This window comes from Rhizobium halophilum, assembly GCF_021648825.1.
In the GTDB taxonomy this organism is placed as follows: Bacteria; Pseudomonadota; Alphaproteobacteria; order Rhizobiales; family Rhizobiaceae; genus Neorhizobium; species Neorhizobium halophilum.
This window is the reverse complement of the sequence record NZ_JAKJHS010000027.1, coordinates 1-12,722: the sequence shown is the minus strand read 5'-3', so window position 1 is coordinate 12,722 and position 12,722 is coordinate 1. Positions and strand designations below refer to the sequence as shown.

Below are 12,722 nucleotides of genomic sequence, written 5' to 3'. Positions count from 1 at the left end.
AGCGAGGCGGCTTGCTGCTCGGTGCGCTTCGACAGGTCCTCGGCACTCTGGCTGATCTCGCGCGAGCCCGAGTCGATTGAGCTGGTGGAGCCGGCAACCGACGACATGGTGTCCTTCAGCTGCGAAACCGCCTGGTTGAAGTCTGCGCGCAGGCTTTCGAACTCCTCGGCAAAGGACTGCGACAGCTGGAAGGTCAGGTTGCCGGCGGCCAGCTGCTTCAGTCCATCCGCAAGACCCGTGGTCGCCTGTGCCATGGCGTCGGCGCGAACACGCTCCTGCTCGGCCGCGTGGCGACGCTGCTCTTCCGACTTAGATCGCTGGGCGTTCGCTTCCTGCTCGAGCCTACGATTTTCGGCAGCATTCTGACGGAAAACTTCGACAGCGTCGGCCATCTTTCCAATTTCGTCGGCCCTCCCGGCTGCGGGTACTGTAACGTTCGTGTCACCGGCGGCCAGCTTGGTCATCGCGGTCGTCATTGCGATGACAGGAGTGGCAACTGATCTCGCTAAGGCAATGCCGAGGGTCACTGCAATGATGGCCGTGATGGCCCCGCCTGCCAGCAGCGTGGTCTTACCAGTGGCGAAAGCCGCCTCGGCAAGGGCTGCCCGTTCGGCTGCAACCTTCTCCGCATCTGCGATGAACTTGGTCAGTACATTTCGAGTTTCTGTCAGGCGAGCTGTCTTCGCGATGTTTGCTCTTGCAGCGCCGAGTTGAGCGGGGTCTGCCACAGCCGAGACGGTGTAGGAAAGTTCCTTAGCGAAAGAGTAAATGGCGCTTCGCAGGGGTGGCAAAACGCTGTTGGCGACATCGGGAGGAAGAGCAGTCTCGAGTTCAGCCAGCATCGGAGCGATCGACTTCTGATACTGATCGATACGCCCGACGAAGTCCCGATCACCGCTCGCAACGTACCCCCGCATGGCGTTCTGCGTCTCCACTAGGGTCGAGAGGATAGTGTCTGCGATCCCGATGGTTTTCTGGGTCTGCGCATTTTCGCTCGTTGTTCCTCTAATACTAGCCAGAGAGAATAGCACCACAGCAGAGAACAGCAGAACAACGGAGGTGATCGTCGAGAAGGCAAGCAGAAGCTTGCGCGATATGCGCAGATTCGCAAACATTTCAGAATCCAGGAGAATTGATTGCAGGAGCGACTAATATAACAGGCGAACGTTAATGCTACGTCACCTCGCCCTGACTTTTAAGGCTTTTGGCGACTTGGAACAGTCAGCGTCATCCATCCCTGCAAATAATCGCGAGCCGCGGGGCAAGTGCAGAGGTCGTCTGCTCGGTGACCTTCGTATCAACCGGCTCATCTCGCCTGCACATATGCGGACCGCGCGGGTAGAGGTGCTTTTGGCTGCATTGGTAGTGCCACGGCAACTGCCGAGAATGGCGCGTGTTCTGACCTCCAGCAGTTAACCCGCGACCAGCAAGGGAAGCGAGTGTGGTCTTGAAGCATCAGGGTCGCTCCCGGACCATGTCTCTGTTTGTGATGATGCCGGGATCGAGTATGCCAAACTGGAAGCCCTGCCGGGTCGGAACAGAACCGGGCCGTACTCCTCAAACCCAGGTCAACATCGGTAGGACAATGGCGCCGGCGAGGAACGCGGGGCGATATAGCCGATCAGTCCCCATCCCCGAAACACTGACACGATTCTTTTCATCTTTGCCTCCTCCTGGGCGTTAGCAGCACGAGGTTATCGCTCAGAAATGACAGTCAGCCGGCACCTCGCTACGATCAAGCCCCCATTCTTCTTAAGATGTCAGGGATATCCGCCGCCGGAACCGGGCGAGAGAATAAATATCCCTGGGCTTCATCGAACCCTTCGGCATTGACTGCATCAAGCTGTTCCTGCGTCTCGACACCTTCCACCGTCGTTGTGATCCCCAGGCTGCGCCCAATGCCGGCAACCGCGCGGACGATTGCCAGCGATTCCTTTCCTTCTGGCAGATCGCTTATAAAGCCGCGGTCGACTTTGATCTTGTCGAAGGGAAAGCTGCGCAGGTAGCCAAGCGATGAGTAGCCGGTACCGAAGTCATCCATGGCGATCTTCACACCCAGGCGTCGAAGCTCCTGCAGGATGCGCAAGTTCGCTTCGTTTTCATCGAGCATGACCGACTCGGTGATCTCCAGCTGAAGGCGAGAAGGCGCCAATGCTGAAGCTTCCAGCGCATCAGATACAATCCTCACAAGATCTCCATCCTTGAACTGCAACGGCGAGAGGTTAACGGCGACACCTATGTCTCCCTCCCAAGCTGACGCCTGCTCGCATGCCGTCCGCAATACCCACTCCCCGATCGGAATGATGAGGCCGGTTTCCTCGGCGATCGGAATGAAGTCTGCGGGCGAAACCATGCCCTTGTCAGGATGGCGCCACCGCACGAGGGCTTCACAGCTGCTCACCCTACTGGAGGATAGATCGACGAGCGGCTGGAAAAACAGCTCGAGCTCGTTGCGAGCAAGCGCGTTCCTCAGCGCCACCTTCAGCTCCTGCCGCGCCTGCATATGGACATCCATACCTGTGGCGTAGCGTCGGAACGTTCCCCTGCCATCCGCTTTCGCGCGATACAACGCCACATCGGACGCCCGAATGAGTTCATCGATCGCCGTCCCGGCATCCGGTGCGAAGGCTATTCCGACACTGGTGCCTATACTGATCACCAATCCTTCGAGGTCGAAGGGCTTCTGCAGGTTCTCGATGATGCGCTTGGCGAGCAGATCAGCATCTTGGGTTCGCCGAACCACAGGCTGAACAACGATAAATTCGTCTCCGCCGACGCGTGCGACTGTATCCTCCTCACGAATGCAGCCATGCAGTCGATCGGCTACTTGGCGCAGTAGCATGTCGCCGACAGAATGCCCGTATGTATCATTGACAGGCTTGAACCCGTCCAGATCCAGGGTCAGCACCGCGAGTTGCGCGCCCGGCGCCAGCGCAGACAGGCTGCGTTCCAGCCGCTCCCGCAACAGCAGACGGTTCGGCAGGTTGGTTAGAGCGTCGTGGCGGGACATGTGAAGAATTTGTGCCTGTGCCTGAAAGCGCTCCTGCTCTGCCCGCCTGCGCTCGGAGGTGTCCCTGAAGAAGATCGATAGCCCCTCTTCTGTCGGCGACGCATGGACCTCAAGCCACAGTTCAAGAGACGGCAGATACTCCTCGAATGTTACAGGCTGGTTCGCCGCCAGAGCCCTCTTGTATTGGGTCGCAAAGACTCCATTCTGCTCTTCGGGGTAGAGTGACCATAGATTCTGGCCAATCGTATCGTCCCCGAGCCCCAGCAACCTCTTGGCGTTGGTGTTCAGGTACGTCAGCCGCCAATCGTGATCGACCACCACTACGCAATCCATGGTGCTTTCCAGCACCACTGCTAGCTTGCCGGCGGCTACCTCTGCTGCCGCCCGCGCCTCTTCTGTCGCGTCACGAGCGGACTTGGCGTCAGTGATGTCACGCCAGATTGTCAATAAGCGGATGGGTGTACCGTCCTTGCCGAACACCGGCGCTGCGATGACGTCGACGCAGAGGTCTCTGTTATTGAAAGCTTTGACCGAGGCCTCGAACCGAGCAGCCTTGCCTTCGCGTGCCTGAGCAAGTGCTTCCTCAGCCTTTGCCGCGTCACTTGATGCGATCAGCCTCTCCCACCGCTGACCTTTCAAGTCCGCATCATCAGAGAGGCCAAACATCTCACGACCGGCCCTGTTCATGAGAAGCGGCTCACCGTGTAGGTCGAGGAGCCGAACGCAGTCTGGGCTGCTGTCGAAAATGCTCCGGATGAAGGCTTCGCTTTCCTCAAGAGCAAGCTCGGAGGTCCGACGCTCAGAAAGATCAAGAACCGAGCCCGCATAGCCGAGCAGCCTGCCATCTGGTGCCAGCCGCGGCTCTCCGACATCGATGACCCAGGCCCAGCTTCCGTCCTTGCGACGCAGCCGATATTCGGCCTGCACGCTGGCACAAGTTCTGCTCGCCTCCTCAAAGCTCCTCAATACCATGTCCCGATCGTCAGGATGCACCGCTTGGAGCCAACCGTGCCCTAAACCCTGCTGTTCCGTCTGCCCGGTGGTTTCTAACCAATTGCGGTTGAGGTACGTCGTTGAGCCGTTCTCGTCCGTCATCCAGATCATCACCGGGACACTGTCGGCGATCAGTCGGAAGCGAGACTCGCTGTCTCGCATCGCCTCTTCAGCACTTTTGCGCTCGTGAACATCCTCAAGCAGCCCATACCATCTGACGACGCGGCCGTGCTCATCCCGCCGAGCGGCGGCACGATTTCTAACCCAGCGAAAGCTGCCATCTGTCCCGTAAATGCGGCATTCCACGTCGAACGAGTTGCCGGTGGTTACTGAGCTCGCCCAAAGCTGTTGAACGGCCGGCAGATCATCGGGATGAACCGCCGTCTCCCAGCCCGAACCGAGTGCCGCTTCAGGCGCCCGACCGGAAAAACGAGACCATGATGGGCCGATCTCGATCACCTCCCCAGCGTCGTCTGCCACCCACGGCACCTGGGGATGAAGTTCTATCAGTGATCTGTAGTGCTCTTCACTCTCTCGCAGGATGCGCTCGGCTTGCCTCAACTCCGTTACGTCGGTCATTACCACGACCACCAGCTTCTCTTCTGAGCCGGGAAGGGCAACGCGGTGCTTGTGTGTCACGAGACTCCGGCTTCCGCCCTGAGAGGGGGTGATCGACTCCTCAAAGATGCGCTCTTCGCCGCTCGCGAGTATATCGCGATCCAAGGCAACGATGGCGTCGGCCTCCTCCTTCGGCAGGAAATCATGATCGGTCCGCCCAACAATCTGCTCCGCGGGGTAGCCGAGCAGAGCGCATGCTGGTGCGTTGACATGGACGAAGCGTGAATGCTCGTCTTTGACGATAACAGGGTGAACAAAGCCGGAGAAGATGGCCGAGATCACCTCGACAGCGCCACCTTCCCACGCCGGGAACTCGTCGCCTAGCTTTGCGGGCATGGCGTTACCTTTCGAGATTTCAGTTCGCCACGATCTCGCCGGCACATATCAGCCTAGAACGCGTTGCCGACGCGCCGATTGTTTTCGAGACGCATGATGCAGCCATTCACCTTGGCCATCAGGAGATCGAGATCGACCGGCTTCGTCAGGTAATCCTCCGCGCCCGCCTGTAGGCCTGTCAGCGTATTCTCCCTATCCGTTAAAGCAGTCAGCATGATGAACGGGATTCGGGAGAACTCCGGATGATTCATTTGGATCTCGGCCAAGAGCTCGTGTCCGTTCATCACAGGCATTGAGATGTCGCACACGACGATGTCCGGCCACGAGCTCACGATGACCTCCAAAGCCTCCTTGCCGTTGCCGGCCTCCAGTGTCTTCAGGCCTGCGTCCTGAAACTCCTCGACAAGCAGCTTGCGGATTTCGACCTCGTCATCGACGCAAAGAATGGTGATCATGCTTTTTCTTTCTGGTTAGGCGGCTTCTATGAGCGCTTGGGTCTCGTCCATCGGCAGATGAATGGTGAAAATGGTGCCTGCTCCGATCACGCTGTCGACGATGATGCAGCCTCCATGCAGCTCAACGATCTCTTTTACGATGTTGAGCCCGATGCCGGTCCCGGCGATACCGGTTGCACTGCGAGCGCGGAAATAGGGCTGAAACAGCCGAGGCAGGTCGTCGGCATCCATGCCGATGCCCTCGTCTCGGACCGATACCTTGACGATCCCACCTTCTTCCCATCCGCGAACAAAGACATCCGGCGCGTGAGGCGCATATTTGACCGCATTGGAGAGGAGGTTTGCGAAGATCCGCTCGATGGCCACTGAATCCAGTTCCATCGTTTCGGGTAGACGTTCCAGATCGAGGTGAAAGCGGTGTGTGCCGCTGATCTGTTGCCGCTTTTCTGCACACTCCTGAATCAATGCAGAGAGGGAGGTTTCGGTTTTTGTGATCTCAATCGTGCCGCTTTGCAGGCGTCCGGCTGCCAAGATGCTTTCCATGAGCTCGACCATACGAGCAACGGCACCCTTTATCTGATCCGATTTCTCAGCGAGGTACTCGCTCGTGACAGCAGACTTGGTGCGTGTCAGTCGCTGTGCCGCGCTATCGATGATCGCAAGCGGGGTTCTAAATTCGTGAGATATCATCGCCACGAAGCGACGCTGGAGCGCGTTCGCCTCCCGCTCCTGCTGCAACAAGCGATCCAGTTCGGCGTTCTTCTGTTGGACTTCCGCGGTGCGCCGTTCGACGAGTTTCTCCAGTTGGTCGCGATGTGCTCGCAACGTCTGCTCGCTCTGCTGAAGAGCTCGAATCGCGAGCTGCCGCTCGTGAACGTCTTCAAGAAGGCCGTACCAGCGCACGATGGCGCCGCTTTCCGAAAGCCTTGGCGCAGCACGGCTCCGATACCACCTGTAGCCGCAATTTGCGGATCTAATGCGAAACTCGATGTCAAAAGGCTGACCTGACCGAACTGCCTCCCTCCAAGCCGCCTCAGCACGGTCCCTATCATCGGGGTGGACGGAGCGCGCCCACCCTCTTCCTGTCGCCTCGTTGACGGGATTACCGGACAGCTTCGTCCACTGCAGCCCAACTTCGATGATTTCGCCATCGGCACTGGCGACCCAAGGCGTCTGAGGATGAAGCTCGATCAGAGAGCGATGGTGCTCCTCGCTCTCGCGCAGCACACGTTCAGCCGTTCGCAGCTCTGTCACGTCCTTGAATTCAGCAACGAGTAGATTGACTTCGACCTTACCAAGAAACCAGGTTATCCGGCGTTTGTGCGTCACCAGCGTTCGCAAGGTGCCATCTCGCGCCGTGATCTGTTCCTCGAACAGTTCCTCCGCTCCGGTCGCCAGGATATGCACGTCCATTGCCCTGATTGCGTCCGCCTCTTCTTTGGAGAGGAAGTCGTGATCCGTCCGGCCGTAGATCTCGTCGGATTTGACGCCGACCAACTCACATGCCGCGTCACTGAGGAATATAAAACGAGACTCGACATCCTTGACGATGACCGGATGTGGCACCCGCTTCAAAATGATAGCGAGGGCTTCGCGGATGGTGAGGTCGTTAAGAGCTGTCACCGGCATGTCTTCACCCGAGGTTAATTCGTTGCAAGCGCCTATCTCACGATAGATACGCCAGACCTATGCATCCTCCCTAAAACAGCTATGTTAAACTTTAGCGGTTTCTCATGAAAAGTGAGGGGTGAAAACATGGGGGAAGACCTGTGCTATCGGCTCGACCGCCCGATCACGTGCGAGTGCGTCAATTTAATGAGGACGAGCGGTCATGCGTGAGTACGCCGCCCGCAAGGGTCTCCGAATGACCGGGAGCATGACCAGTTGATCCAGGATCGCCAGAGAGTGGCGGAAGGGAAAAGCATCGGCGCCGCGAGACATCCGCGTCAGATCTTTAGGCCGCAGTTCGCCCGTCGGGCGCCTCATCGGCGATGATGCGGTTGCGCCCGAGCTCCTTGGCACGATAGAGATTTTTGTCCGCGCGGGACATTAGTTGCTCCACTGAACACCCGCCGGAGCTTATGCTGATACCGATGCTCACTGTGATGGACCTATCTAAGAGCCCAGCGGCACGCGCAACCGTCTGCAGCACTCTGAACCTGATCCGCTCGGCCACTTCTGCAGCCTTTTGAGGGGTCGCTCCGGCTAGGAAGACCACAAATTCTTCGCCGCCGATACGGGCGGCCACGTCGCCTTCGCGAATGACCTCAGAAATTGTCTTCGCTATGCTCTTTAAGACGGCGTCACCGGTGGCATGTCCGAAAGCATCGTTAACCGACTTGAAGTGATCCGCATCGATATACAGTAGCGCGCCACAAGCTCCGGATAGGTCCAGAAGGGATGACACGTCGGGGAAAAATGCCGCGCGGTTACCAAGACCAGTCAAATGATCAGTACGAGCACTTTGCTCCAACCTGACCGCCATCTTCGCCAACTTCAGCTGCTGCCCAAGGAAGAAATATGCGATCGGGAAGCCAACCAGCAGGGTAATGATCGTTGTAAGCACCAGATCCAGTAGCAATCGATCCGTGAAGAAGATGCCGTAGAAGATCAATGTCAGGAGGTCTGCTCCAACGACAGCAACGGCTACTACCCAGCACGTCTGCAGGATAAGCGAAAGTCGCCCAAAGATCGTCATCAGTTTCGTCATGAAAAAAGGCCCGCTGAACGTGAATCGCCACTATATCCGCAGGCGGTGAACGATTCTCTACTCTACCGCCTCCGGGAGCGCATCACCGGCGTAGCGGTCGCACAGAAGCGATCGTCACGGGCGCAGGGGGACTGCCAGTGCCCTAGTCAATATGACTTTGATATCGGCAACGCGGTGGGTTCAAGAAGCCCTCGACACCGCGCCGCCGAGGAAGTCTTAGTCCCTGATGGAGCGGCGGGCTATGCACTGCAATGAAGCATAGCCTAAACAACCAGCGCCCAGCTAGTCCAGAGCCAGGGGACCTACCCTGACGATCTGTATCGGTGCTCCCTTTTCCTCCAGGCGCCGGCGACTGTCCTTGCTGCAGGCAATCCCCGTGATCGACCGATGTGCACATTTCCATGGCACAACGCGAGGCGCAAATTGAAGTAGTTCCCAATTAAGGTCATGTGATGTGCCAACAATTGAGCCGATGCTGTAGATGACACGAAATACGTAGCCCTCTAAGAGAGCAGAGATCGCAGGAAACAAGAGAAGCCATTCTCGCGACCCTTGGCTCGACCAACAAGCAGTCCGGGTCCGCTTTGATCTCGCGCCAGACGGTCAGAATCATGGCCCAGCTCCTTGGTTGCTTGCCGCTGAACATCTCGCGTGTGGGCACCGAGGGATGGAGGGCGCCACGCTGAGCACACTATAATTGAGACACTACCTGTGACTCCATTTGACAAGCATCCCATTTCATGTCACAAGATGCGTCATCATTTATGGAGCCTCCTCGTGCAGACCAAGCGCGCCTACAACAGTCCCCTTCGTGAAAAGAGAGCACGCGAGACGCGTGAAACTATCTTGGCAGCGGTTCTATCGCTGATGCAGTCAGCGACCCCTCCTGATGAAATCAGCATCGAAGCTATAGCTGCCGAGGCTGGCACTCAACGTAGGACCATCTTTCGACACTTTGCCAACAAGGATGAACTGCTAGCGGCGTTCTGGCCGTGGTTTAACGCAAGGATAGGCGCATCCGTGAAACCCGAAACATTCCAAGAGGTCATTCGCGGTCCCGTGCAAACCTTTCCGCTCTTTGATTCGCATGAGGCGGCCATGCGCGCGGCTCTCCATTCCCGCACTGGTCGCCAGATGCGCATGGCGACCGTGCCGGCACGGCGAGAAAGCTTTTCAGCGGCGCTTGCACCCGTCCTCTCCTCTCTTCCTACGTCAGACGCTCGCAAGGTCGAGGCGCTGGCACACCTGCTCTATTCCGCCTCCGCATGGGAGGTCTTGAAAGACTACGGCAGTCTCGACGGCACCCAGGCCGGCGAGGCCGCTTCCTGGGCGCTTGAGCTGATCTTGTTCGCGATCAATTCGAGCGACACTGCGGCGGACACCACCATCGCAGCTAAAGGAGTATCGCGATGAATATTGAAGTGACTAGCGCTAACAATGCCGATTACCTCTGGGTCGTGGCTGACCGTATCCGTTTCCTCGGAGGTGTACCTGGATCAGATCTGGAACTGCTCGACATTGAAGTTCCACCCGGCTCGGGGACGCCTCCACATGTCCATGAATCACCGGAACTAATTTACATACTGGAAGGGGAGTTGACGCTCCGTCAGTTCGACGCCGACCTACTCCCACGGGAGATCAAAGCCGGTACCGGTACATCCGCGATAGTGCCGTCGCGGGTGCCTCACAACTATAGCAATGAGAGCGCCGGTCCGGTTCGTATGCTAGTGATGCTGGCGCCGTCCATGATTGCCTTTTTCCGCGACATCGGATCCGAACGTCGCCCGGAGGGTGCTCCAGACTTCGCGCGCATCGGCGCAGCCATGGCGCGGCATGGCATCGAAACGCTATCAATGGCGGCATAGACGGACGGTTGATGCTGGAGCTAGCTCGCTGAGCGGGCTCCAGCAGACCTCGATTGTCGGTGCCGCATCCAATACCGCGAAGAAACGGGGCAATGAACCAAAAATCCACGGGAGCGGCGTCGTTATCCGAAAATAGGCATCGTAAAACAGAACTGCGTTTCCTTCTGGTTTGACTGAACCTGAAGGTTGCCCCCATGGCTTCGAGCAATCTCGTATGAGATGAACAGACCCAGGCCAAGTCCCTGCTTCTCGCCCGAGCTTGTGGCTCGAAAAAAGGGCTCGAACAGGTGGTCCTTTATGTGATCTGGAATCGGCTCGCCCTCATTGGCAACGGTTATCATGACCTCATTGTCGGTTATTGTTGCGATCACCTTCACCGGCCGATCCGGTGCGCCATGCGTAAGCGCGTTGCCGAGCAGGTTGGACACCAGTTGCGCGATCCGACCGCCGTCGCAAGGGACCTGGCCTTCAATCTCAAAGGAGGGTTGGATGTTGCGGCCCGGATATGCGGTCTGCAGTTCATGTACTACCTGCTCGAGTACTCCCCGCAGGTCGGTCGGCTTCGGGTCGACGGCAATTCCCTGGCCAGCTCGGCAACGCGCCAGATCGAGCATATCCTGGATTAGGCCAGACATGCGATCGGTGCTGTGGCTCATCATTGTCAGAACGCGTCGTGCCTTGTCCGACTGAGGCTCTCGCGAAAGGATGTTGAGCCCCCCAACAATCGACGCGAGCGGATTGCGCAGATCATGGCCTAGAATGGCCACGAACTGCTCCCTCAAGCGCGCCACCTCCTTTTCGGCAAGTAGCCCTTGCTCCAGTTGAAGCCGCTCGGCGACCCCTGCTGCAATGCGCGCTTCCAGACTTCTGTTCAGCTCCTCCAGTTCCTTGCGGGCTCGGTCCGCCGTGTTTTTCGCATCCACGAGTTCCCGCTCATAGCGGCGCCGATCCCCGGCCTGGAAGAGTGTGATGCGGGTAAACTGGACGCCGCCATCGCTGGTCCGCCGCTCGGCGGCATTGGCCAGGACAGGCAGTCGTCGTCCATCCGGTCCCACCAGGTCCAGTGCAACCTCGTTGAAGTACCCCTGCATTCGCAACAATGGCGCAAAATGAGTCTCGTAGAATATCTTCCCCGGAACATTCAGCAGGTCATAAAATCGCTTGCCGAGCAGCTCGAAGCTCTGCGTGCCCAGCCATCCTGCCAGCGTGCGATTGGCTTTGACGATAACGCCGTCAGCGGCCAAAGACAGGTAGCCACATGGGGCATTCTCGTAGAGGTCTTCAAGATCCTCCATGATGCCCTCCAGTTCGGTTTGAGCCTCCGCCTTACACAAAGGCTTTGATCGCGGATATGACCTGAGCAGGCGCGCTCAGGTTCGGACAATGACCTGTTGCATCGATGACGACCATTTCCCCTTTTGGCAGATGGTCCCGTACATACTCCCCAACCCCCTGCTGGGCGATCACGTCCTGTCTGCATTGAATGACCAGGGCGCGTGCCTGGCAACGCTCCAGATCCGAGCGATTGTCGGAAAGGAATGTGACGCGTGCAAATGCTTTGGCGATGTCTGGATCCGTCCGGCAGAAGCTGTTTACGAGCTCCTCGCTCAGCTCGGGACGGTCAGGGTTGCCCATGATGACCGGGCCCATTGCGGCGGACCATCCCAAGTGATTGTCATCGAGGAACTCCAGCAGTTCCTCGATTTCCTCCCGTGTGAAGCCGCCTTCATAGCCTTCGTCGTTGATGTATCGAGGGGATGGCCCGATCAGGACGAGCTCGCTGAACAAGTCGGGAGCTTGAATTGAGGCGAGGATGCCGATCATGGCGCTCACGGAATGGCCGACAAACACGCCGCCTTTGATGTCCAGAGCCTGGCCTATCTCCACGACATCTGCGGCGTAGCCTGAAAGTGTGGAGTATTTGACATGGTCATAGGCGCCAAGGTCTGACTTGCCGCACCCGACATGGTCGAAGAGGACAATCTTGTAGTCCTGCTCGAAGGTCGGCGTGACATGCCGCCACATGTTCTGATCACAGCCGAAGCCATGGGCAAACATCATGGCACGCTGCCCATCACCTCGCACCGTGACGTTGTTCCTCGCAGAAACAGACATAACCCCTCCAAAACTTCTTCGGAGGCTGCACGCCTCCCAACCACCGGCCGCAAACCGGGAACATAGGGACTTTGTGGGTGCAGGTCGAGATGCTGATTTCGCGTGCCTCACACGCACCGACAGTGTTTGCAGCTTCGATCCCTATCACTTGGTCATGTGCGCAACCCGAACCGCCCTGGAACCATTGTTAAGGCGAGGCGTTTGCTTTAGTTGCGCTTCTGGCAAAGCGGGTAAAGTTAAGTTTCAGGCGCGACGGGCGGCTGAACTGGCACTTGGGGTAGGTGTCATAGGGGGTTCTATAGCATGTCCAACATCGAAGAGTTTCCTGTCGCAGCACGCCGGATGACGGAATTCGAGGCGCTCACAGCAGCCGCTCCAAGTCTACTCGATGCCATACCAGGCGCCGTCTACATCTGTGACAAGGACGGTTGGCTCGTTCGCTATAACCGTGAGGCGGCGGAGCTTTGGGGGCGAAGCCCCGCTATCGGCGACAAAACCGAACGCTTTTGTGGGTCGCTTGCTCTGTTTCTTCCCAATGGGGCGGCACTTGCTCATGACTTTTGTCCCATGGCCAAGGCCGTCCTGGCCGGTGCATCAACACGCAATGCTGAAGTAGTGAT

The 12,722-nt window shown here is 58.0% G+C and carries 10 protein-coding genes and 1 pseudogene; 4 read left to right on the top strand and 7 right to left on the bottom strand.

Annotated features, from left to right (window positions below; all coding sequences use genetic code 11):
• The 5 genes from LXM96_RS21055 to LXM96_RS21035 form a co-directional block, all read right to left on the bottom strand.
• On the bottom strand, window positions 1-1,115 hold a 1,115-nt coding region (locus LXM96_RS21055; RefSeq protein ID WP_240000520.1), incomplete at its 3' end, for a methyl-accepting chemotaxis protein.
• Between the two features lie 620 nt (window positions 1,116-1,735).
• Entirely contained in the window at window positions 1,736-4,957 is a 3,222-nt protein-coding gene (locus LXM96_RS21050) for a PAS domain S-box protein (protein ID WP_240000519.1), read from the bottom strand.
• 53 nt (window positions 4,958-5,010) lie between these two features.
• Complete coding sequence (locus tag LXM96_RS21045) at window positions 5,011-5,412, bottom strand: response regulator (RefSeq protein ID WP_240000518.1); 402 nt, start codon at window positions 5,410-5,412, stop codon at window positions 5,011-5,013.
• A gap of 15 nt (window positions 5,413-5,427) precedes the next feature.
• Entirely contained in the window at window positions 5,428-7,041 is a 1,614-nt protein-coding gene (locus tag LXM96_RS21040) for a sensor histidine kinase (RefSeq protein ID WP_240000517.1), read from the bottom strand.
• A gap of 325 nt (window positions 7,042-7,366) precedes the next feature.
• Complete coding sequence (locus LXM96_RS21035; protein ID WP_240000516.1) at window positions 7,367-8,122, bottom strand: GGDEF domain-containing protein; 756 nt, start codon at window positions 8,120-8,122, stop codon at window positions 7,367-7,369.
• Window positions 8,123-8,872: 750 nt separating this feature from the next.
• Here LXM96_RS21035 and LXM96_RS21960 point away from each other — a divergent pair.
• From LXM96_RS21960 to LXM96_RS21025, 3 genes and pseudogenes are all read left to right on the top strand, one after another.
• Window positions 8,873-9,094 (top strand): annotated as a pseudogene (locus LXM96_RS21960) (TetR/AcrR family transcriptional regulator); the annotation flags it as partial.
• Between the two features lie 126 nt (window positions 9,095-9,220).
• A complete protein-coding gene (locus LXM96_RS21030) occupies window positions 9,221-9,535 on the top strand; it encodes a hypothetical protein (protein WP_240000515.1) in 315 nt (104 codons plus the stop codon).
• On the top strand, window positions 9,532-9,987 hold the full coding sequence (locus LXM96_RS21025) for a cupin domain-containing protein (protein ID WP_240000514.1): 456 nt from the start codon (window positions 9,532-9,534) through the stop codon (window positions 9,985-9,987). The genes LXM96_RS21030 and LXM96_RS21025 overlap by 4 nt, the downstream gene beginning before the upstream one ends.
• A 122-nt stretch (window positions 9,988-10,109) precedes the next feature.
• Here the strand turns inward: LXM96_RS21025 and LXM96_RS21020 are convergent, their stop codons facing one another.
• Together LXM96_RS21020 and LXM96_RS21015 are read right to left on the bottom strand one after the other, a co-directional pair.
• On the bottom strand, window positions 10,110-11,282 hold the full coding sequence (locus tag LXM96_RS21020; RefSeq protein ID WP_240000513.1) for a PAS domain-containing sensor histidine kinase: 1,173 nt from the start codon (window positions 11,280-11,282) through the stop codon (window positions 10,110-10,112).
• Between the two features lie 31 nt (window positions 11,283-11,313).
• Entirely contained in the window at window positions 11,314-12,102 is a 789-nt protein-coding gene (locus LXM96_RS21015; RefSeq protein ID WP_240000512.1) for an alpha/beta fold hydrolase, read from the bottom strand.
• Window positions 12,103-12,405: 303 nt separating this feature from the next.
• Here LXM96_RS21015 and LXM96_RS21010 point away from each other — a divergent pair.
• Window positions 12,406-12,722, top strand: a 317-nt coding sequence (locus LXM96_RS21010; protein ID WP_394802014.1) for a PAS domain-containing protein, incomplete at its 3' end; no start/stop codon positions are given.